We start from the raw sequence: 20,326 nt of genomic DNA, 5'->3' as shown, positions 1-20,326 counted from the left end.
ACCAGACGCTGTATGAAAAAAGTTTCTTTTGATGAGATTACTCCTATTTGTGCCACGACCGCCATACGAGATGCAGTTTATTAACATAGGTGCTCCTGTGCAACAAAAATGCTTCGATTTACCCGCCTTCAGACTCACATCACAATAAAGTTACTTTTATTGCATTAGCGAAGGCACGCATTATTTATTGCTGACGCTGGCAAAAAAGTCGCGCAACTCCAGGGGGCGCGCCAATGCATAGCCTTGCCCCGTGGGGCAGCCAAGCTGGCACAGCGCCTCGATGCACGATGCGTCTTCGATACCTTCCGCCACCACTTTCAGATTCATCAGCCGTGCCAGGTTCACCGTCGCGGTAATCACGGCCTGCGCGGAAGCACTGGTTTTCATGTCGCGCACAAACGCGCCATCGATCTTGACCTCGTCAAAGGTCATCCTGGCCAGCAGATTCAGGGTCGATGAACCCTGCCCAAAATCATCAAGCGAAACGGGAAACCCTTTCGCGCGCAGCGTATTGAGCGAAGCGGACAGCAGCAGTTCATCGTCGACCGGCAGATCGCCAGTCAATTCAATTTTCAGCAATTGCGGCGGCACGCCTGCCCGCTGCATCTTTTCAGCCAGCCGCTGCGCCAGACCTGGCGTACACACGGTTTCGGCAGAAGCATTCAGGGCGATGGGCAAGGTCACCTGGCGGCTCTTGAGCACCAGCAGAACGTCGATCACGCGCGTCTCGATAAAGCTGAACAACAGCAAGTGCAGGCCCAGGCGGTTGACCATGGGAATCAGCACCGATGGCGGCACTTCGCCAACGCCGGGATGGTTCCAGCGCAGCAGCGCCTCGGCGCCGATGATGCGCCTGGTACGCAAATCGTACTGCGGCTGCAGCATCACGCGCAGATTCTTGCCTGTCGTCAACGCTTCGATCACATCGGCTTCCGTCGGACCGTCGGGTGGCGCAAAACTGCCTGCCTGCCGCTTGATCGACGGGACCAGCAGCAAAGCGCGCAAGGCCTCGGCAAACGCGGCATTACCTCCACCGTAGACCATGCCGACATTGATGCCGGCGCGATGCGCCAGCCGGGCATGCGCCAATAATGCCGACACGGACAGGCCGCCGATGCGGGCAACCGCCGGTTTTTCCAGCATCGCCGCGGCTTGCCCATGCAGCAAATTGAGCAGTGTCGGCTGGCCGACCCACAGCACATGCGGAAAACGCGCCAGCGGGTTGGCCGCATCGAGCGTCTTGAGCAAGGTCGGCACCATCAGGCCACCATGTTCGACATCCGCGACGATCACGTCAACCTTCCCTTCGCGCAACAGCGAGGGAATCAAGCTCAAGGAATTGATACTTTTCACGTCTGCGACATTGATGGCACTCAGCATCGTGCCCAGCCATCGGGCACCACTCTTGTCCGTATCAGGCGTCAAGGTCAGCACGCGCAGGCAATGGAATTCGCTACGCACAGGGGAGCTGATGGTTTTCACGGAAGTTTTCCTTGGGTTAAGACGCATGGGTGAACAAAGAGTGGGAACGCCAGAAAATGACGGGCGGCAAACCTCTTAATTGCTGTCCTCTTCATCGGGCATGCCGAAACGCGTGCGATGATCGCCCATGCATGCCCGCAGCTCTTGAATACTCAAGCGGCTCACTTCGTGCATGCGTATGAGGATGGCGGCGCTCACTGGCAGCGAACCATGTCTGATTTTGGAAAGGATGGGAGCCGATACCTGCAATTCGCGCCCCAGGGCCGCATCGTTCTTCAAGCCCAGAAAATCGATGAGCACATCGAGCAGATCGGCATTGCGAAAACCGCTTGCGGCATTCAGAGGAAGCCGGTTGCGTAATCCCGTCACGCGTGGGGGATGCTGCTGTATTTGCTTTGTCATAGCCGCTACTTTCAATATGGAAGGTCAGGAACCGGCCGCGCCATGCGCATGGCGGCTGGCGCGAACCGGTGATGACTTGAAGTGTAGCGACAGACTTTCTTGACCGAAATCAGAACAGTCCTAAAATTCCCAGCGAGCATTTAAAGCGGCGGCTTACAGCCGCAGGCTGACGACAATCGCCAGCAGCAGCGCGCCAGCCGCCGCCAATAATGCATTATTGAAACTATGCGACTGCGCATACAGGCTGCCGGCCAGCACGGGGCCGAGGATCTGGCCGATGCCGTACACCACCGTCATGATGGCCATCATGTTGCTGCCGGCCTTGACTGCGGCCCACTGCGCGGCAGGCATGGCGATGGTCACCGTGCCGACAAACGTGCCGCCGACGAGAATGGCGCTGAGCAGATAACCGGCGGCCGAGGGCGCCAGCACGGGCAAGGCCACGCCCAGCGCCTGCAGCAGCAAGTTCAGCCTGAGCACCTGGCGCGTGCCAAGTCTCTCGTGCAGGCGGTGCCACAGGAAACACGAGGGCGCCGCACCGAGGCCGAAGACGGCCCACACGTGGGCGGAATTGAGCCCGGGCAAGGCCGCGCCGACCAGCACGGGCAAATACGTGGCCGTGACGATGTAGCCGAGTCCCGCCAGTCCGTAGATCAGCACCAGCGGCCACGGCGCCACGGGCGCCAGCGCGGTTGCGCCAACTTGCGCCGGCGCATCCGGCGCATCCGGCGCCGACTGGCCGCTGGCGGCAATGGCGGGCGCAGCCGCCAGCCCCGCCAGCACGGTGACGCCGGCCAGCAGCAGCCACATGCCGGCGCTGTGCCAGCCCAGGTGCGACGCCAGCACCAGCAATTCGGCCGAGACAGCGATGCCGGCGCCCACGCCTGCATACAGCAGCGGCGCGCCGCGCGCATGCCGGCGCTGTTCCAGCAGCCACAGCGAGGCCGCCACCATGGCCAGGGCGCTGAAGACGCCGGCCACGCCGCGCACCGTCACGATGAGCCAGACGGGCATAGTCAAGGCCAGCACGCCCAGGCACAGCGCCGTGCCAGCCACCGACCACAGGCACAGCCGGTGCGCGCTGTGCGCCCGCGCGCGTATGGCCAGGATGGCGCCCAGCAAGTAACCGGCATAGTTGGCCGAGGCGGCCAGGCTGCCGTCGCGCAAGCTCAAGACGCCTTCCTCCACCATGTGCGGGTAGATGGCCGTGAAGGCGAAGCGGCCAAAACCCATGCCGATGGCGAGGATGGCCGCCGCGGCGATGGCCGCGCGCAGCCTGGCCGGCGCGCTCACGGCGCCGCCTGGCCGAGTTGCGCCAGCAAATGCTGAAAGGCGGGCACGTCGAACCCGGCGCGCCACACCAGCACGGTGTCAATCTGCCCTGCGGGCAAGGTTATCAAGGTGGCCGGCGCGTCCGACAGCGCCAGCACGCTGGCCGGCAGCAGGGTCACGCAGGCGCCGGCCGCCACGCAGGCGATCATGGTGTGATACGAACTCAGCTCCTGCACCTGCCACTGCGTGCTGCCGGCCACGCCCAGCAGCTCTTCGGCGATGCCGCGGTAGGTGCAGCCCTGCGGAAACGCCGCCAGCGAGCGCGTGCGCACGTCCGCAGCACGGCGCACCTGCCCTTCGCTGGCCGGCAGCAGCAAACACAGTTCCTCGCGCCACACGGCTGTCGATGCCAGGCCCAGCTCTTCCAATGCGGCGGCGCCGCCGAAGGCGGGCGGCAAGGCGACGAAAGCACAGTCGAGCAAGCCCGTGCGCACCTGCTCGATCAGGGGGCGCGACGGCCCCGTGCTCAGCGCCAGGCGCGTGGCCGGATGGCGGGCGTGATACGCGGCCAGCAGGGCCGGCAGCCGGCTGGCCGCCGTGCTTTCCATGCTACCGACGCGCAAGGTGCCGCCCTCTCTCCCGCCGGTGACGACGTGCCGCGCTTCTTCCGCCAGCGCCAGCAAACGCTGCGCATACTCGAGAAAGCGCTCGCCGGCCGCCGTCAGGGCCATGCGTTTATTGGTGCGCACGAACAGTTCCGCGCCGATATCGGCTTCCAGCTGCTGGATGCGCGTGGTGACGCTGGACGGCGCGCGGCCCAGCCTGGCGGCGGCCTGGGTCACACTCAGCTCACTGGCGACAGAGCAAAAAATCCGCAATGATTCCAACCCCATCGTATTCTCCATTTGAAAATGATTATGCTATTATATTCTCAAAATACGAATTGAATGCAGCATCCTCAACTTCATGAAGGAAACATCATGACTTCAATCCAGCCCTTCCTCGACCGTCTCGGCTTGCAACTGCCCATCATTCAGGCGCCAATGGCGGGCGTCTCCACGCCGCGCATGGCCGCCGCCGTCTCGAACGCGGGCGGCCTCGGTTCGCTGGCCATCGGCGCGGGCACGGTGGCGCAGGCGCGTCAGGTGATAGCCGACACGCGCGCGCTGACGGATGGGCCCTTCAATATCAATGTGTTTTGCCATGCACCGGCCGTGCGGGATGCGCGGCGCGAAGCGGCCTGGCTGGCCCATCTGGCGCCCCTGTTCGCGGAGCTGGGGGCAAGCGTGCCCGTGGAACTCGACGAAATCTACGCAACGTTCATCGGCAATGACGCGGCATTCGATCTGTTGCTTGAACAGCGGCCCGCCGTCGTCAGCTTCCATTTCGGCTTGCCGACGCCGCAGCAAGTCCAGGCCCTGCGCCAGGCCGGCATCTACACCATGGCCACCGCCACCAATCTGCGCGAGGCGGCCCTGATCGAACAGGCCGGCGTCGACGCCATCGTGGCGCAAGGCGTGGAAGCGGGCGGCCATCGCGGCGTGTTCGACCCGCAAGCGCCGGACGAGCGCCACAGCACCAGCGTGCTGCTGCGCCTGCTGGCGGGCCGCACCGCCCTGCCCCTGATCGCCGCCGGCGGCATCATGGATGGGCGAGGCATTCGCGCCGCGCTGGCCCTGGGCGCCGCAGCCGCCCAGCTGGGCACGGCGTTCGTACTATGTCCGGAATCGTCGGCCAATGCAGGCTACCGCGCCAACCTGAAAAGCGAGCGGGCATCGGCCACGCGCCTGACCAGCGTGCTCTCGGGCCGCCTGGCGCGCGGCATGGTGAACCGCCTGATCGAACACGGCGAAGCGCCAGGCAGCCCGCCACCGGCCGACTACCCGGTCGCCTACGATGCCGCCAAACAATTGAACGCGCTGGCCAGCCAGCACGGCAACAGCGAGTTCGCCGCGCAATGGGCTGGCCAAGGCGCGCCGCTGGCGCGGGAAATGGGGGCGGAGGAATTGATGTTGACTTTGGCCAGGGAAATGGCGCGCTGATTTCAGCACGCCGCTGACATGCGGGCGGCCAGGACAAGGAAGCCCTTGGCATGCCGTCTTGGCTAGACGCTGCGACGGCATTGCAGTATCCGCTTCAGCCGCGAAGCGGACCTTTCAGCGATGATACGCTTGCCACGAAGTAGCCTTAGAGACAGCCCCAAAGATAAATGGACTGTCCCGTGGTGGTGGCTTGCCGTGCGAGCGATTGCAAATCCTTTAATAGCGGCCGCAAATCTGCTGCATCGCACTCCATCTCTTCAGTTTTTGCCCATTGCTCCGATGCGCTCTCCAACCCGTCCGCATTTGAATTTGCAAGAAGGCTTGTCAGCTCGTCCGGAAAACGGTGCAGCCAGGACTCGCCGTCCTCCTCAACGTAGATGTCTTCAGGCATGTGTTTTTCTATATCCCACTCCTTGCTTTCCAAAATGGCCCAAAGAGTACCGATTTCCAGGTCTGTGATGCCATTGAAGTGGACCGGATTCAACAAAAGCGCAATTTCCTCACCTTCGTCAGGCTCGTCAATCCGATTTACATATCGAATGGCCTCGGCTGGACCGGCGATAAAGAAGTCTGCAATTACTCCCAATGTAGTTCTCCCAGTTTTTTGCACAAGATTGATTGGATACTCAACGACTGCTGCTGGCCGGTTGCCGTTGTTTCACTAACGGGCTACACGCCGATCCGGTGGGATTCCCTCAGGCCGTTTTCTGCACAAGCTGTTCGGCAAGCCCGATGAGGATTCCTTCCGGACCGCGAATATAGCAGAGCCGGTACATGTTTTCGTACTGGACTACTTCGCCGACCAGCTTCGCGCCGCGTTTGACGAGCCGGACGAGCGTATCGTCGATATTCTCGACGGTAAACATGACGCGCAGGTAGCCGAGCGCGTTCACTGGGGCGTTGCGGTGATCGGCGACCACGGGCGGCGCGAGGAAGCGGGATAACTCCAGACGGCTGTGACCGTCCGGCGTACGCATCATGGCAATCTCGACGCGCATGCCGTGCAGTCCGGTGACGCCATCTGCCCACTCTCCTTCAACCGGGACGCGCCCTTCGAGAACGAGACCAAGTTCGGTGAAGAATGCAATGGCGGCATCGATGTCTTCTACCACGATGCCGACGTTGTCCATGCGCTTGACTGTCATGTTGCCTCCTGGGTGTCTAACGTAGTGTGCGGTCAGGGAGAAAGAGCGCCCCGCTACGGCAGCCGGTGCCGGAAAGTCGGCTCGATGTTGCGCGCATGCAGCCAACGGACGATGTCTTCCAGGCTGGCGTCCTGCAGCAGCAAGCCCGGCGTAGCGGCGGATGTTGCCACTGGCAATACGGCGATGGCGGGAGCGGGCACGGCGTCAAGCAGGCCCGCATGTCCCTGCAGCTTCGCCAGCGCCTGCGCGAATTGTCCCGGGGTGATGCTGCGCAAACTTTCCAGGAAACCCAGCTGCGCGGCTGGGGGCGGCGGCATGTCCAGGCCCGGCTCGTCAACGAAGGCGGCGCCCATGCTGGGGTGGATGAAGGCGGCCCACTTGCCCGTCGGCTGCAGGCACGGCGGCAGCGCCGCCTGTTCCACGTAGTCTGGCGGCGCGATAGCGAGGATGTCGGTCGATGCTGGCAGGAAAGTCGAGTGCAGCAATTGGACGAATTGGCGCGCCTGCGCGACGGGTACGGGCGTGGCCAGCGACAGCCACAGTTGGAATGCACTGCCCGAGATGCTGACGGCGGGCGCCGGCAAGTCCAGCTCGTGCTGCACGGCATTGGCGATCGTGCACAACGCGCTCCAGTGCGCCTCGCCGCCGCCCTTGCCGCCAAACTCCAGCACCAAGGCACGTGTCAGGCCGCTCCCGGTCACGAGTTGCACCGCCACCGTCTGCTCGCCCGACAGATGGCGCGCCAGCACGGCTGGCGTCAGCGGCTGCGCGCCGCCCTCCGCATCGACGTATTGCTGCTGTTCTTCGAACAGATACAGGCGGGTGAGTTCGGAAATCAGTTTATGCATGGGCGGCCTCGTAATAACGTTGAGCAAGACTTGTCAACGTGCCCGGATTATAGCCGAGCGCCAGCGTCCATTCCGGCCGCCGTCACGCCGCACGTCAGCACCGGCAGCATGAGCGGCCAGGGCCAGCATGATGCACGAAACAAACCGTTTCGAGGCTTGCGTTTCCCACACTATCTTTCCTCAAGTTAGTCATAACTGATCGTAAACGTGGCCGACGCATTTGCCGGACCTGGCGTCACCTTGCTGCCCGTCTGCAAGTAGCGCGCGCGCAGCGGGATGACATAACTGCGTTCGGCGGAGCTCAGGGTCAGGCCACTGTTCTGCAGGCTGGCCAACGGTATCGCGTTAGCGGCCTGGTTTGCTATCTGCAGGCCTATGCCGGCGGCGGCGGGAGGACGCCCGGCGGCAGCGGAGTCGAGGCTCAGCACGCCATTGCCTGCGTTGATGGCCATGCGAACGGGATCGATGCGATAGCGCAGGCTGTTCACTTCACGCGTTCCGCGTGTCCCCGTGCCGCCCGGGGAGCTGCCGCTTTGCGACTCCCAGCTTGCAGCGGTCTTGCTCACTGTTCCATGAAACGCCGGGCAATCATTCAAGCGTATGGAAAAATCCTTCCAGCCGGTGGCGCTGTTGGTCCCGCTAAAATCTTTGGGTGCATACGTGCCCATGGGCACCGAGACATCCGGCGTGCTGCAGGTCTTCGAGACGATCTGGAGACTGCCAGTGATGCCCATCTGGAAGCCCAGCACTCTGGCATCGCCGAAATTGCCGTACAGGCTGACGGTCGGCAATGAGCTGTTTGTCAACACCCCGGGAGTCACGTCTCCCAGCTTGATCAATATCAGTTCAAAATTGGACGGCCCCTCGAAAGGAATCAGACAGCGATAGCCTGGTGTGCAGGTGCTCGGCTGCGTGGGGGTCCGTCTTGGCAGCACACCGCCCCGACTGCTCATGACAACCCCCAACCCCGCAATATTGGTTTTGTATACTTTATTGGCATACATCCCGCTGGTCCAGGTTGCCAGGCCGAAGCGGGCGTCAACCGTGAACTCGGTAAACATTTGAAACGGCGCGTTCTGGCAATCCGGTGTCACTGCCTGGCCGGAGGCCATTTTGAATGTCTGGCGATACACCTCGGTACCCACCGGCACGTCGCGCCCGACGGTGATCGCCGACACTTGCAAAGGCATGTTGCCTATTGCCGGCTGGATCCCGTTCGAGTAAGTGCAGTTGACCGCGAAAGCCGAATCGGCTACCGCCCACAGCAGCGCGACGGCCAGACCCGATTTGAGTAAAGAGCCAATATTCATAACGCGACCTTTTATATGTTGATTGGTGCAACTTACTGATGATTCATGACGTAATCATGGCGCTGGCGAGGGCGCCCAGCGGCGCAGCAATTGCTCCGTGGCAGCCCCGAGCCAGGAATGTCCGGCGTTCAGATGGAAAGCATCGATGCCCGAAATCGCTCCTGTGTTGTTGCGGATGAAGTGTATGGCCCCAACGGCACATGCCATATAGGAGCACTCCGAAAAGCGGATACATTGCAAAATATGGCTATGTCACCGTCAGATGTGGGAATGCGCCCAGCGTTGCTTTCAATAATGCTCCGGTGAACGGATACACCGGGCGTCGAGTATCCAGCGCCATAACTGAGCAAACTGCGCGATAAAACTGATCCATCAAGCAAACCCGGCAATACCCGGCAGCGAGCTGGAAAGCCTGGTGCCTGGAACGATGCGGCGCCGGCGGCCATTTGAGCCAGCGCAAACCTCCTTCGAGCGTGCACGGCCACTTGCGCGAACATGCGTTTACCGCGCGGCGGCGCAAGTCTATAGTGGCATCTTCCCCACCTTTTCAAGGACAGGATCGCCATGAAACTCTTTTATTCTCCGGGCGCCTGCTCGCAGGCGCCGCACATCCTCCTGCGCGAAACGGGCACGCCATTTACGCTGGTGAAAGTCGACCTGAGCCAGCACCGGACGCAGGAAGGCGGCAATTACTATGAACTCAACCCGAAGGGACAAGTGCCGCTGCTGGAGCTCGACGATGGCACGACCTTGAGCGAAGGCCCCGTCATCGCCCAGTACATCGCCGAACAGAGCGGCAAGCAAGACCTGCTGCCAGCCGTGGGCAGCCTGGCCCGCTACAAGGTGCTGGAGTGGCAGAACTACATCACGTCCGAACTGCATAAATCGTTCAGCCCCCTGTTCGATTCCCGCATCGACGCTGCCACCAAGGCCTTGTTCATTGAGCAGCTGGGCAAGAAATACAAATGGGTGGACAGCCGCCTGGAAGGCCAGTCCTATCTGACGGGCGACACGTTCACGGTCGCCGACGCCTATCTGTTCGTCATCACGGGCTGGGCGCCAGGCCTGGGCGTGGATTTGTCCGCGCTGGCGCATGTGCAAGCCTTCCTGGCAAGAGTGGCCCAGCGCGACAGCGTCAGGGCTGCCTGGGAAGCGGAAGGATTGGCCAAGGCCGCCTGAAGCCCTTCGCACGGGGTTCCCTGGGCTGGCGGAGCGCGACTGTCCCGTGCTAAGATCGTGCTGTCGAAAAAGGTGGACCGGCGTGGTGAGCCCCGGTCAGCCGTCCGCCTGCGGACGGTCATATTCCAGCCCAAGGGGCCGCGGACCACGACGGAAAGCGGACGTGCGCCGTTTTTTCGTCGGCGTGCGTTCCGTCACCCTGCTGCCTGAACGTCGTTGCGCCTGCCGCGAAAATTCACCACGTCCTTGACCGAGTGTGCTCTGCACAACACCCAGGACGACATCATGAACCCAGCTTCAATCCACACCCCTGTACTCATCATCGGCGGCAGTCTCGTCGGACTTTCAGCATCGCTCTTCCTCGCATGGCGGGGCGTGCCGCATATCCTCGTTGAAAAACACCACGGCAGCGCCGCCCACCCACGCGCCACGGGCTTTACGGAACACACGCTGGAATTTTTCCGCGCCGCCGGCATCGCCGAACGCATTCCCCAGGTGCCGCCCGGCGCCAGCGTGCGCCGCGCCCGCGTGGAAAGTCTGGCGGGTCTGCACTACGAGGAATTGCCGTGGACGCCAGGCCAGCAGGAAGAGCGCGACGGCAAGGCTACGCCCATGGCCGGCGCCGCCATCGCCCAGGACTTGCTGGAACCGATCCTGCGCGAGGCCGCGCGCGCACGGGGCGCCGATCTGCGCACGGGCGTGGAACTGTTGTCCGTGCAGCAAGATTCGCAGCGCGTCACGGCGCAGCTGCGCCAGCGCGACACGGGCGCAAGCTATGCCGTCACGGCCGATTACCTGATCGCCGCCGATGGCGCGGCCAGCCCCATCCGCGAACAGCTGGGCATCGCGCGCCAGGGCGCCGGTCCCCTGCGCGTGCTGCGCAGCGTGCTGTTCCGCTGCGCGGAGGCGGATACTTTTCTGGAACGGGGTATCCGCCAGTTCGATATCGATCAGCCAGGCTTCAAGGGTTTTCTGGGCACGTATTCGGACGGGCGCTGGTTCCTCATGTTTGAAGAACAAAGCGACAGCACTGACGCGCAATTGCGGGCGCTGATCCGCCAGGCCCTGGGCAAGGACATGGCCTTCGAGCTGATCACCACGGGGCGCTGGGAGCTGGCCGGGCTGATCGCGGACAGGTTCAGCGAAGGGCGCATTTTCCTGGCCGGCGATGCGGCCCACCAATTGCCCCCCACGCGGGGCGGCTACGGCGCCAACACGGGCATCGACGACGTCTACAACCTGGCATGGAAGCTGCAAAGGGTCGTGCGGCAACAATCGCGCCCCGCCCTGCTCGACACCTATACGGATGAGCGCCGGCCCATCGCCTGGCTGCGGCACCAGCAAACCTTCGCCCGGCCGGACTACGCGAAATGGGTCGGCGACGGCTACCAGAACGAACCCTTGTATGGCAACCTGGCGATGGAACTGGGCCAGTTGACGCGCTCTGGCGCCATCCTTGGCGCGGATGCGGCGCTGCCGCCGGCCGCCCACCCGCGCGACTGGGCTGGCCAGCCCGGCACGCGCGCGCCCCACGTATGGGTCCGGCATCGCGGCAACAGCGTCTCCAGCATCGACCTCTTGACCGACGATTTCGTGCTGCTGACAGCCGATCCCCGCTGGTCCGCCGCCGCCGCGCACCTATCGTTGAAGACCTTGCTCATCGGCGCCGATGTGCTCTTCCCCGCCGATCAGGCCTTCGGCGACACCTACGGCACAGGCGATGACGGCGCCGTGATCGTCCGGCCGGACGGCATCGTCGCCTGGCGCTCGGCCCCGGCCGCGGCGCCAGGCGCCACGCTGCTGCGCGCCGTGATGGAAAAAATCGCCATGCCGCACGGCTGACGGCAACGGCGCCGCCGCGCTGTGCGAAAATGCCCGCCTCTGCCATTGCCGGACTTTGCCCATGCCGCACGCTGCCATTGCTACCCTTTCCGAACGCGACGCGCGCCGCATCGCCCGCCACGCCCAGGCGGCTGATGCGGCCCGCTTCCTGCATCCGGCCCAGCAAGCCTTGCTGCACCGGCGCGGCTGGCTGACGATGCTGGCGCCGCGCAGCGCGGGCGGGGCCGAATTGCCCTTGCCGCAAGTGGTGCGCCTGGAGGAAGCCGTGGCCGCCGTCGATGGCAGCATGGGCTGGGTGCTGACCTTGTGCGCGGGCGCGGGCTGGTTCGCGGGCTTTCTGGCGCCCGAGATGGCGCGCGCCATCATCGGCACGCCGCGCGTCTGCCTGGGCGGCAGCGGCGCGGCCACCGGCTACGCGGAGGAAGAAGGCGACGGCTACCGCATCACCGGCAGCTGGGACTACGCCAGCGGCGCGCCCATGGCGACCCACTTCACCCTGAACGCCCGGCTGCGGCGCGATGGCCAGCTCCTGCTCGATGACGAAGGCAAGCCGCGCATCCGCGCCTTCCTCGTGCCCGCCGCGCTGGTGCAGCTGCTGCCTTCGTGGACCAGCATCGGTATGCGCGCCAGCGCCTCGCACAGTTATCGGATCGACGGCCAGTGGATTGCCAAGGAACATGGCTTCACCATCGACGCCAGCGCCGCGACGGCCGACGGCCCCCTGTACCGCTACCCGTTTTACTCGCTCGCCTACGTGACCCTGGCCGCCAACGTGGCGGGCATGGCCGCGCATTTCATGCAATTGGCCGAAGAATGCATGCACCACCGCCGCCACGCGCGCGCAGGCTTGCCGCTGCTGGAGGTACCGGAGGTGGCGGCCATGCTGCAGGGCAAGAAAGGCGCTTTTATTGCCGCACGCACCCGTTTTTACGCCGTGCTGGACGACAGCTGGGCAACGGTGGCAGGCGGCGCGGTGCTGGACGACAACGCCATGCAGGCCGTGCAAGCCGCTTCGCTGGCCCTGGTGGCCACCGCGCGCTCAGCCGTCGATGGCCTGTATCCGTACTGCGGCCTGTACGCGGCCCGCGAAGACAGCACCATCAACCGCGTGTGGCGCGACTTTCATACGGCCGGCCAGCATGCATTGCTGCTTCCCTGACAGGCGCATGGCTGAAAAGGCTGCCGGGCGCCATGCAGGCCGGATTGCCTGATACTATGGGAGCATTGCTACTTCCCGCTCCCCTACCCATGCACGTCAACACGCTCAGCAGCCTGGCGCAACTTTTGGCCAGCGCCGAAACGGAAACCCTGGCCTTTCCCACCAGCATCAATACGGCCCTGCTCCTGCAAAAGGAACTGGCCAATCCCGATTGCCACTCGGCCGACATCAGCCGGCTGCTGCTGTGCGAACCGACCTTGTCGGCGCGCGCCGTGGCGCTGGCCAATTCAGCCCTGTTTGCGCCCGGCCAGTCGCCCGCCATCACCAGCGTGCGCGCCGCCGTCGAGCGGCTGGGCCACCGCAACCTGTATGCGCTGGCGACGGCGGCCGTCATCCGCCAGCTGAACGCGGGCATCCGCGACGAGGCCTTGCGCGCCCGCGCCACCCAGCTGTGGGCGCACACCGTGCACGTGGCGGCGCTGGCGCATGGCCTGGCAGGCGCCGTCACGCACACGGATGCCGATACGGCCCTGTTCGCCGGCATCGTGCATGAAGTGGCCGGCTTTTATTTGCTGGCCCAGGCCGACAAGACTCCGGGCCTGTACGCCCACCTGGAAACGCAGATGGCGTCCGCCCTGGAAGTGATCGGCCGCGCGCTGATGCGCCAGCTGGGCGTGCCGCTGCAGGTAGCCGATGCCGTCAATACCTTGCCCGGCTCGACCATCATGCTGCCGCCCGAGGGCTTGCGCGACACCCTGCTGCTGGCCAAGGCGCTGGCGCCCATCCCTTCGCCGCTGCCGCAGGCCGGCATCACCATCAGCGCGCCGCTGCAGGCCTACCTGGAAAATGATCCCGTGCTGCAGGCGCTGCGCACGCAACCGTCGGCCGAAGCGAAGGGCCTGATCGAGGTACTGCTCAGCTAATGGCCTATCTGCTATGATGGCGCAGGCCGGAATGGATCCGGCCTGCTTTCATTGACGTCCACTGGAAAACTGCCTTGACTACCTCCTTACGCATGCTCGGCCTGGCCGCAGCTCTGACCATGGCGTGCAACGCCAACGCCGACAGCTTCGTTTCCTCGGCCTCCAGCGCCGGTTCCCAGTCGAGCGGCAGCATTTCCGATTCGCTCAACGGTTCGAGCAACAGCTCCTCGCGCGACAACAAGGTGGCCAATGGCCCCTACCGCATCATCGACGTGGCCGCCGTGCCGGGCCGCGACGGCATGACGCGCCTGACCATGCAGGCCGACGCCACGGCGACGCCGCTGGTGCTGGACTTGCCGCAAGCGGCGCTCGACAAGCAGCAACTGGCGCAAGGCGACGTGGTGCACGCGCAAAACCGCGCCTACGGCATCGAATTCTCGCGCAACGACACGCGCGCCGCCTTCTTCCTCGTGCTGGCCGACGACTGGTACGGCGAAATGGCCACGCGTCCCGTCAGCCTTTGATTCTGGGTGTGACCCCACGGCTGCAGGCCGGCTGCGCCGCACTCGTCCTGGCTGGCGCCGCCCAGGCAGGTACTTCGCTCGCCTCCTCGCGCTTTTGCGACCGCGCGCAGGAACTCACGGCAACGGAACAGGACCGCCTGTTGCGCTTTGCCGCCGTCGTGCGCGAGGAACTGGCCGCCAGCGAAGGCAGCGTGGCCCTGATCAGCCGCTCCGGCCTGGACCTGGCCCGCTTCGGCATCCGCTATTCGCATGCGGCGCTGGCCTGGCGCCACGACAATGACAGCGGCTGGTCCGCGCGCCAGCTGTACTACGCCTGCGACGAAGGCCGCCCGCGCATCTTCGACCAGGGCACGGCCGGTTTCGCCATGGGCACGGAAAATCCCGCGCTCGGCTACATCTCCCTCGTGAAACTGCCGGCCGAAACCGTGCCGCCCCTGCGCCGCGCCCTGCTCGACCCCGTGCGCGTGCAGCAGTTGCTGGCGGGCCGCTACAGCGCCAACGCGTACGCCTTCAATTTGAAATACCAGAACTGCAATCAGTGGGTGGTGGAAATGCTGGCCGCCGCCTGGGGCGAACTGGCGGCCGGCGGCGACTTGCGCGCGCGCGCCCAGGACTGGCTGCGCGCCGCGCCGTATGCGCCCTCCCCCGTCGACGTGGGTGCGCGCTGGCTGATGCTGGGATCGATCTTCGTGCCGCTCGTGCACATGGACGACCACCCGCCGGAAGCCATCGGCACGATGCAGCTGGAAGTGAGTCTGCCGGCCAGCCTGGAAGCGTTCGCGCGCCAGCGCCTGCCCGCCAGCGAGCGCGTGGAAATCTGCCACGACGGCAAGCAGGTGGTGGTGCACCGGGGCTGGGATGCGATCGCCGACGGCTGTATTCCAGGCGCAAACGACAGGGTCATCGCCCTCGACTGATCATTTGTCCGCGTCGAGCGCTTCGCCGATCGCATAAAAGCGCCCGCCGGCAATGTAGTGCAGGCTGCGCCACGATGGATCGGCATCCTCGAAATGCCAGTGCCCGTCGCGGAACACGCGCGTGTCGGCCCAGGCGCCCACCACTTCGCCAATGAACAAATCATATGCCTGCTGATTGTGCGGCTCGGGGATCAACCGGCAAGCCAGCCAGGCCGAGCATCCGGCCACGAACGGCAGATCAAACCCTTCCCGATGGAATAGCCCTACCCCGGCGCGCGCCAGTTTATCGGGCTGCGCATCGAGGCTGTGCGTGCCCACCGCATGCGTGAGCTGCAACTGCGCCGCCGTCGGCACCTGGATGACGAAGCTGCCGCTGCCTTCGACCAGCGCGCGCGTGCGCGTGGCCTTGTCCAGCACCACGGTCAATTTGGGCGGCGCGAAATCGAGGGCGCAAGCCCACGCGGCGGCCATCACGTTGTCCACGCCCGCATGGCGCGCCGAAACGAGAATGGAGGGGCCGTGATTGAGCAGCCGGTAGGCTTTTTCCAGCGGCACGGCGGCGATATGGTCCCGTTCATTTAGCGACAGCAGCATGTCCCACTGGTCGATGCCGGGCCCGAAACCGTCCGGCGTCACCTTGACTGGTTCAAAGCCGAAACGCGCATAAAAGGCCTGCGTGTGCTGGCTGGTATGCATGCTCACCTTGGCCACGCCCGGCACGGCGCGGATGGCGGCCAGGCGCGCCTGCGTCAGCACGCGGCCCAGGCCCTGACCGTGCATATCCCGCGCCACCATGCCCCAGCACAGGCTGGCCACCGTGCCGCTCGCATCGAGCGCATGGCCGCCGCAGGCGACGATGCGTCCGTCGCGTTCGATGACCAGATAAGGATGTGTCGAATTTTCCAGCCAGGCGACAAAGCTGGCGCGCTCGGACGGGTCGAAAAAACGCGGCGTATTGCCGTCGAAAAGGGACAGGCAGGCATCGCGGTCGCCGGCCTGGTAAACACGTACTGTCTGCATTGTTTGTACTCGCAAGTAGATGATCGGGAATTATACGGGCGGCGCGTTCAAACCAGCTGCTCCGGGCTGACGACGTGCACGCCCGGCGCGCTGGCCAGCGCCGCTGCCAGCAAGGCGCTGGCGATGCGTGGCGCGGGATTGATGCGCCAGCGGCGCGGTAGCACGGGGCCGAGCACGCGCAGCAGGCGCAAGGCGGCGCCCTCGCCCGCCCGCGCCACGTCGCGCTCGCCGCCGATCAGGCCGGGACGCACGTGCGTGAGCGAGCCAAAGCCCAGCGCTTCCAGGTCGCGTTCCAGCTCGCCCTTGACGCGGTTGTAGAAAAAGCGCGAAGCGGCGTTGGCGCCGGCGGCGGAATTGAGCGCATACGTGCGCGTGCCGGCCGCCAGTGCCAGGCGCGCCGCGGCCAGCGGATAGTCGTGGTCGACTCTGCGGAACGCCTGCCGCGTGCCCGCCACCTTCATGGTCGTGCCCAGCGTGCAGATGACGGCGTCCGCCTGCCACCAGGGCGCGTCCGCCGGCAAGCGGTCGAAATCGACGAGCGGCGCATCGAGCTTGGGATGCGCCGGCAAGGGCTTGCGCACGGGCGCGACGATGGCCGTGACGCGCGCATCAGCCAGCGCCAGGCGCAGTACTTCTCGGCCCACCAGGCCAGTGGCGCCTATCAGTATCAGTTTCATTCATTCTCCCCGCATGCTGGACGCCACACGATACAGTATCAGGCGCCCGCGTGCGTGTGATAGATCTTGCTGACGATGGTCCACTCTCCCTGCACCTTGAGCAGATTGAAAAAGTCGGTGAAGCGGAAGCCCGAGATATCGTCCGTATCGACGCGCGCGCTGGCCGCCGTGCCCACGATATCGATGCGCGCAATGGCCGCCTTTGCCTGCGGCGATGGGCGGAAGGCGCTGTCGATGATCTCGAACAGACCTTCGATGGGCCCGCCCGTCAGTTGATCGTCGCCATCGACGCCGAAAATGGTGGCCTGGCTGCTGAAGGCCGGGCGCATGATGCTGCTGTCGGCCTGCGCGCCGCCTGCATTGTATTGATTCAGCACGGCGACGATGGCCTGGTAATCCTGCACATAAGTGGTGGTGTTCATATTGCGCTCCTTGGGTGTGTGAAAAAATCAGGACTGGCTGGCGGGCCAGTCGGTGTAGCCGCTGGCGCCGCCGTAATACGCTGCGCGCGGCGCCACGGCCAGCGGCACGCCATGGTGCAGGCGCGCCACGAGGTCCGGGTTGGCGATGGAGGGACGGCCGAACGCCACCGCATCGACCTTGCCTTGCGCGCGGCGCGCCTGCGCCAGCGGCAAGTCGTAGTGGTTGTTGCCGATGTACGGACCGTCGAACAGCGCCCGCAACGCATCGAGGTCGACGCCTGTCGGCACAGCGCGCGAGGTGGCCGTGGCGCCCTCGACGAAGTGCAGATAGGCCAGTCCATGGCGGTTCAGTTGCTCGATCAGGTAGCCGTAGGTGGCCATCACGTCACTGTCGACGGGCGTGTTGCCCGCGTCGGGCGTGACGGGGGACAGGCGGATGCCGACCCGCGCCCCGCCCCAGACGTTCACCACGGCATCCGTCACTTCCAGGGTCAGCCGCGCGCGGTTGTCGATGCTGCCGCCGTAAGCGTCCGTGCGCCGGTTGGTGGAATCGCGCAGGAACTGGTCGAGCAGGTAGCTATTGGCCGAATGCACCTCGACGCCATCGAAACCGGCGCGCAGCGCGCATGCGGCCGCATGCGCATACTGCGCCACGATGCCGGCGATTTCCCGCGTTTCCAGCGCGCGCGGCATCGATACGGGCTGCATGCCGCTGGCCGTGTAGGTGCTGCCTTCGGCCCGGATGGCGGAAGGCGCGACGGGCGCGGCGCCATCGGGCTGCAGACTCGTATGCGAAAAGCGTCCCACATGCCACAGCTGGCAAACGATCTTGCCGCCGGCCACATGCACGGCATCCGTGACCAGCTTCCAGCCAGCCACCTGCTCGTCCGACCAGATGCCCGGTGTCAGGGCGTAACCGCGCGCCTGCGGCGAGATATTCGTCGCTTCGCTGATGATCAGGCCGGCGCTGGCACGCTGGGCGTAATACTCGGCGTGCAAGGCGTTCGGCACGCCATCATCGCCCATGCGGCTGCGCGTGAGCGGCGCCATGACGATGCGGTTGGCTAGGGCCAGCGCGCCCAGGTCGACTGGAGAAAATAGATCGCTTTCATGCTGTTCGGTCATCGTACTGCTTTCATATTGTGCGAGAGGTTAAAATAACTGACCGGTCGTCTAGCTAATGGTTAAAAAAACGGCTAGGACAACAGCCGTTGCGTGGTCGACATGGCAGCGTCGAACGGTCCGCCGTTCCTGGCCACCTTGACCATCAGCGAAGCGCCCAGCCACAGCTGGTACAGCGATTCGGCCAGCACGCGGGCCGGCGTTGCCGCCGCCACGGAACCGTCGAGGTGGCCCGCTTCCAGGCACTGCGTCAGGCGGTCCAGGATGGCGCCCGTGCCCTGTTGCAGCACGGCGCCCATGTCCACGGACAAGTCGCACACTTCGGCGCCCAGCTTGACCACCAGGCATTTGCCTTCCGGCGCGTTGCCGGCCTGGGTCGCGCGCCAGTAGTCAAAATACGCGAGCAGGCGCTCGCGGGCATTGCCCGGGCCGTCCAGCAAGGCATCGACCGTCTGCAGATAGGTGCTGAAGTAATCGTCGAGCAAGGCTTGGCCAAACTCTTCCTTCGACTTGAAGTAATAGTAGAACGAGCCTTTCGGCACGCCGGCCGCCGCCACCAGTTCGGCCAGGCCCACGGCCGTATAGCCCTTCTCGGCCATCAGGGCCTTGGCGATGTCGATCAGGTGCTGGCGCATGTCAGCGGAAGATTTTTTGCTCATGCGGCCAGTATAGCAAAAAATCTGACCGGTCGTCTAGTAAACCATCCCCCGCTCCGCCATCACCCCAGGCGCAGCGCCAGCGCGGCCAGGGTCACCAGCAGCACGGGCACGGTCAGCACGATGCCGACGCGGAAATAGTAGCCCCAGGAAATGTGGATGTTCTTGCTGTCGAGCACGTGCAGCCACAGCAAAGTGGCCAGGCTGCCGATGGGCGTGATCTTCGGTCCCAGGTCGCTGCCGATGACGTTCGCGTAAATCATCGCTTCGCGCACTGCCCCTTGCGCCGTCGTCGGATCGATGGCCAACGCGCCCACCAGCACCGTTGGCAGGTTGTTCATCACGGAAGACAATAACGCCGTCAGCACGCCCGTGCCCATGGCCGCGCCCCACACGCCGTACTGCGCGAAGTGGTTCAGCATACCCGTCAGGTAAGCCGTCAAGCCAGCATTGCGCAAGCCGTACACGACCAGGTACATGCCCAGCGAAAAGACGACGATCTGCCACGGCGCATGGCGCAGCACGTGGCGCGTGGAAATCACGTGGCCCTTGCCGGCCACGGCCAGCAGCAGCGCCGCGCCCACGGCGGCGATCAGGCTGATGGGCACGCCCAAGGCTTCTTGCGAGAAAAATCCCACCAGCAGCAGCGCCAGCACCAGCCAGCCGGCGCGGAAGGTGCCCGGGTCGCGGATGGCGGCGTCAGGGCGTTTCAGCTGCGCGACTTCGTAGTCGCGAGGGATATCCTTGCGGAAAAAGATCAGCAAGGCCGCCAGGGTTGCCAGCACGGCGACAACGTTGACGGGCACCATCACGGACGCATATTCGGCAAAGCCGATCTTGAAGAAATCGGCCGAGACGATATTCACCAGGTTCGACACCACCAGCGGCAGGCTGGCCGTGTCGGCGATGAAACCGGCCGCCATCACGTAGGCCAGGGTGGCCTTGGCGGAAAATTTCAGGGCGCGCAGCATGGCGATGACGATGGGCGTCAGGATCAGCGCGGCGCCGTCATTGGCGAACACGGCGGAAACCAGGGCGCCCAGCAAGACCAGCAGCACGAACAGTTTGCGTCCGCTGCCGCCGCCCCAGCGCGCCACGTGCAGCGCGGCCCATTCAAAGAAGCCGGCCGCGTCGAGCAGCAGACTGATGATGATCACGGCAACAAACGTGCCCGTGGCGTTCCACACGATATGCCAGACGACGGGGATGTCGCCCCAGTGGATCACGCCGGCCAGCAAGGCGACACCAGCGCCGATGACGGCGCTCCAGCCGATGCCCAGGCCGCGCGGCTGCCAGATGACGAGGACTAATGTGGCGAGAAAGATGAGGAAAGCGGTGAGCATGAGGTCCCGTTCGTTGCGGCATCGCGGGCACCATGCGCCGC

General features: G+C 64.7%; 21 protein-coding genes and 1 pseudogene. 7 read left to right on the top strand and 15 right to left on the bottom strand.

The window, feature by feature from the left end; genetic code table 11:
- Window positions 1-180 precede the first annotated feature (180 nt).
- The 4 genes from P9875_RS14310 to P9875_RS14295 all read right to left on the bottom strand — a co-directional run bounded on the left by P9875_RS14310 (window position 181) and on the right by P9875_RS14295 (window position 4,049).
- A complete protein-coding gene (locus tag P9875_RS14310) occupies window positions 181-1,482 on the bottom strand; it encodes an EAL domain-containing protein (protein ID WP_278318762.1) in 1,302 nt (433 codons plus the stop codon).
- A gap of 75 nt (window positions 1,483-1,557) precedes the next feature.
- Entirely contained in the window at window positions 1,558-1,884 is a 327-nt protein-coding gene (locus P9875_RS14305; protein ID WP_255206221.1) for a hypothetical protein, read from the bottom strand.
- A 153-nt stretch (window positions 1,885-2,037) separates the two neighbouring features.
- Complete coding sequence (locus tag P9875_RS14300) at window positions 2,038-3,177, bottom strand: YbfB/YjiJ family MFS transporter (RefSeq protein WP_278318761.1); 1,140 nt, start codon at window positions 3,175-3,177, stop codon at window positions 2,038-2,040.
- Window positions 3,174-4,049, bottom strand: a complete 876-nt coding sequence (locus P9875_RS14295; protein ID WP_278318760.1) for a LysR family transcriptional regulator — start codon at window positions 4,047-4,049, stop codon at window positions 3,174-3,176. The genes P9875_RS14300 and P9875_RS14295 overlap by 4 nt, the downstream gene beginning before the upstream one ends.
- Window positions 4,050-4,136: 87 nt before the next feature.
- Here P9875_RS14295 and P9875_RS14290 point away from each other — a divergent pair, with 87 nt between their 5' ends.
- Entirely contained in the window at window positions 4,137-5,198 is a 1,062-nt protein-coding gene (locus P9875_RS14290) for an NAD(P)H-dependent flavin oxidoreductase (protein WP_278318759.1), read from the top strand.
- A 145-nt stretch (window positions 5,199-5,343) separates the two neighbouring features.
- Here P9875_RS14290 and P9875_RS14285 read toward each other — a convergent pair whose 3' ends face one another.
- The 4 genes from P9875_RS14285 to P9875_RS14270 all read right to left on the bottom strand — a co-directional run bounded on the left by P9875_RS14285 (window position 5,344) and on the right by P9875_RS14270 (window position 8,501).
- The gene (locus tag P9875_RS14285) at window positions 5,344-5,784 is read right to left on the bottom strand and encodes a hypothetical protein (RefSeq protein ID WP_278318758.1); all 441 of its coding nucleotides are present in this window, start codon (window positions 5,782-5,784) and stop codon (window positions 5,344-5,346) included.
- Window positions 5,785-5,893: 109 nt separating this feature from the next.
- Window positions 5,894-6,343, bottom strand: coding sequence for a VOC family protein (locus tag P9875_RS14280; RefSeq protein WP_278318757.1), 450 nt, complete (start codon window positions 6,341-6,343; stop codon window positions 5,894-5,896).
- A 53-nt stretch (window positions 6,344-6,396) separates the two neighbouring features.
- Window positions 6,397-7,191 (bottom strand): TOTE conflict system archaeo-eukaryotic primase domain-containing protein, encoded by a 795-nt coding sequence (locus P9875_RS14275; RefSeq protein ID WP_099403423.1) that lies wholly within the window; start codon window positions 7,189-7,191, stop codon window positions 6,397-6,399.
- Window positions 7,192-7,376: 185 nt separating this feature from the next.
- Window positions 7,377-8,501 carry a fimbrial protein gene (locus tag P9875_RS14270; protein WP_278318756.1) on the bottom strand — a complete coding sequence of 375 codons (1,125 nt, stop codon included), beginning with the start codon at window positions 8,499-8,501 and terminating at the stop codon, window positions 7,377-7,379.
- Window positions 8,502-9,065: 564 nt separating this feature from the next.
- On the opposite strand from P9875_RS14270, the gene gstA reads away from it, so the two are divergent.
- The 6 genes from gstA to P9875_RS14240 all read left to right on the top strand — a co-directional run bounded on the left by gstA (window position 9,066) and on the right by P9875_RS14240 (window position 15,045).
- Window positions 9,066-9,680, top strand: a complete 615-nt coding sequence (gene gstA / locus P9875_RS14265) for a glutathione transferase GstA (RefSeq protein ID WP_278318755.1) — start codon at window positions 9,066-9,068, stop codon at window positions 9,678-9,680.
- A gap of 285 nt (window positions 9,681-9,965) precedes the next feature.
- Complete coding sequence (locus P9875_RS14260; protein ID WP_278318754.1) at window positions 9,966-11,522, top strand: FAD-dependent monooxygenase; 1,557 nt, start codon at window positions 9,966-9,968, stop codon at window positions 11,520-11,522.
- A gap of 61 nt (window positions 11,523-11,583) precedes the next feature.
- On the top strand, window positions 11,584-12,681 hold the full coding sequence (locus tag P9875_RS14255) for an acyl-CoA dehydrogenase (RefSeq protein ID WP_278318753.1): 1,098 nt from the start codon (window positions 11,584-11,586) through the stop codon (window positions 12,679-12,681).
- A gap of 56 nt (window positions 12,682-12,737) precedes the next feature.
- Window positions 12,738-13,604: an HDOD domain-containing protein gene (locus tag P9875_RS14250; RefSeq protein ID WP_278318752.1), complete on the top strand. Its 867-nt coding sequence runs from the start codon at window positions 12,738-12,740 to the stop codon at window positions 13,602-13,604.
- 92 nt (window positions 13,605-13,696) lie between these two features.
- Window positions 13,697-14,128 (top strand): hypothetical protein, encoded by a 432-nt coding sequence (locus tag P9875_RS14245; protein ID WP_034788152.1) that lies wholly within the window; start codon window positions 13,697-13,699, stop codon window positions 14,126-14,128.
- An 8-nt stretch (window positions 14,129-14,136) separates the two neighbouring features.
- A complete protein-coding gene (locus tag P9875_RS14240; RefSeq protein WP_278318751.1) occupies window positions 14,137-15,045 on the top strand; it encodes a DUF2145 domain-containing protein in 909 nt (302 codons plus the stop codon).
- Here P9875_RS14240 and P9875_RS14235 read toward each other — a convergent pair whose 3' ends face one another.
- The 7 genes and pseudogenes from P9875_RS14235 to P9875_RS14205 form a co-directional block, all read right to left on the bottom strand.
- A complete protein-coding gene (locus P9875_RS14235) occupies window positions 15,046-15,639 on the bottom strand; it encodes a flavin reductase family protein (protein WP_278318832.1) in 594 nt (197 codons plus the stop codon). It lies immediately after the preceding gene.
- Between the two features lie 9 nt (window positions 15,640-15,648).
- Window positions 15,649-16,065: pseudogene (locus tag P9875_RS14230) on the bottom strand (GNAT family N-acetyltransferase); the annotation flags it as partial.
- 47 nt (window positions 16,066-16,112) lie between these two features.
- A complete protein-coding gene (locus tag P9875_RS14225; protein WP_278318750.1) occupies window positions 16,113-16,742 on the bottom strand; it encodes an NAD-dependent dehydratase in 630 nt (209 codons plus the stop codon).
- Between the two features lie 38 nt (window positions 16,743-16,780).
- On the bottom strand, window positions 16,781-17,164 hold the full coding sequence (locus tag P9875_RS14220) for a nuclear transport factor 2 family protein (protein WP_278318749.1): 384 nt from the start codon (window positions 17,162-17,164) through the stop codon (window positions 16,781-16,783).
- Between the two features lie 27 nt (window positions 17,165-17,191).
- Complete coding sequence (locus tag P9875_RS14215; RefSeq protein ID WP_278318748.1) at window positions 17,192-18,289, bottom strand: alkene reductase; 1,098 nt, start codon at window positions 18,287-18,289, stop codon at window positions 17,192-17,194.
- A 71-nt stretch (window positions 18,290-18,360) separates the two neighbouring features.
- Window positions 18,361-18,945: a TetR/AcrR family transcriptional regulator gene (locus tag P9875_RS14210; protein ID WP_278318747.1), complete on the bottom strand. Its 585-nt coding sequence runs from the start codon at window positions 18,943-18,945 to the stop codon at window positions 18,361-18,363.
- A gap of 59 nt (window positions 18,946-19,004) precedes the next feature.
- Complete coding sequence (locus P9875_RS14205) at window positions 19,005-20,285, bottom strand: arsenic transporter (protein ID WP_278318746.1); 1,281 nt, start codon at window positions 20,283-20,285, stop codon at window positions 19,005-19,007.
- Window positions 20,286-20,326: the final 41 nt, after the last annotated feature.

Source organism: Janthinobacterium rivuli (genome assembly GCF_029690045.1).
Classification (GTDB): Bacteria; Pseudomonadota; Gammaproteobacteria; order Burkholderiales; family Burkholderiaceae_D; genus Janthinobacterium; species Janthinobacterium rivuli.
Note: the sequence above shows the minus strand (reverse complement) of the source record. Positions and strands in the feature narration are given on the sequence as shown.

What these genes read in the sequence shown, in the direction of transcription:
- P9875_RS14305 (WP_255206221.1), bottom strand. Translation starts at nt 1,884, where the DNA reads ATGACAAAGCAAATACAGCAGCATCCCCCACGCGTGACGGGATTACGC.
- P9875_RS14295 (WP_278318760.1), bottom strand. Translation starts at nt 4,049, where the DNA reads ATGGGGTTGGAATCATTGCGGATTTTTTGCTCTGTCGCCAGTGAGCTG.
- P9875_RS14290 (WP_278318759.1), top strand. Translation starts at nt 4,137, where the DNA reads ATGACTTCAATCCAGCCCTTCCTCGACCGTCTCGGCTTGCAACTGCCC.
- P9875_RS14280 (WP_278318757.1), bottom strand. Translation starts at nt 6,343, where the DNA reads ATGACAGTCAAGCGCATGGACAACGTCGGCATCGTGGTAGAAGACATC.
- P9875_RS14275 (WP_099403423.1), bottom strand. Translation starts at nt 7,191, where the DNA reads ATGCATAAACTGATTTCCGAACTCACCCGCCTGTATCTGTTCGAAGAA.
- P9875_RS14270 (WP_278318756.1), bottom strand. Translation starts at nt 8,501, where the DNA reads ATGAATATTGGCTCTTTACTCAAATCGGGTCTGGCCGTCGCGCTGCTG.
- gstA (WP_278318755.1), top strand. Translation starts at nt 9,066, where the DNA reads ATGAAACTCTTTTATTCTCCGGGCGCCTGCTCGCAGGCGCCGCACATC.
- P9875_RS14260 (WP_278318754.1), top strand. Translation starts at nt 9,966, where the DNA reads ATGAACCCAGCTTCAATCCACACCCCTGTACTCATCATCGGCGGCAGT.
- P9875_RS14255 (WP_278318753.1), top strand. Translation starts at nt 11,584, where the DNA reads ATGCCGCACGCTGCCATTGCTACCCTTTCCGAACGCGACGCGCGCCGC.
- P9875_RS14250 (WP_278318752.1), top strand. Translation starts at nt 12,738, where the DNA reads ATGGGAGCATTGCTACTTCCCGCTCCCCTACCCATGCACGTCAACACG.
- P9875_RS14245 (WP_034788152.1), top strand. Translation starts at nt 13,697, where the DNA reads ATGCTCGGCCTGGCCGCAGCTCTGACCATGGCGTGCAACGCCAACGCC.
- P9875_RS14235 (WP_278318832.1), bottom strand. Translation starts at nt 15,639, where the DNA reads ATGCTGCTGTCGCTAAATGAACGGGACCATATCGCCGCCGTGCCGCTG.
- P9875_RS14225 (WP_278318750.1), bottom strand. Translation starts at nt 16,742, where the DNA reads ATGAAACTGATACTGATAGGCGCCACTGGCCTGGTGGGCCGAGAAGTA.
- P9875_RS14220 (WP_278318749.1), bottom strand. Translation starts at nt 17,164, where the DNA reads ATGAACACCACCACTTATGTGCAGGATTACCAGGCCATCGTCGCCGTG.
- P9875_RS14215 (WP_278318748.1), bottom strand. Translation starts at nt 18,289, where the DNA reads ATGACCGAACAGCATGAAAGCGATCTATTTTCTCCAGTCGACCTGGGC.
- P9875_RS14210 (WP_278318747.1), bottom strand. Translation starts at nt 18,945, where the DNA reads ATGAGCAAAAAATCTTCCGCTGACATGCGCCAGCACCTGATCGACATC.
- P9875_RS14205 (WP_278318746.1), bottom strand. Translation starts at nt 20,285, where the DNA reads ATGCTCACCGCTTTCCTCATCTTTCTCGCCACATTAGTCCTCGTCATC.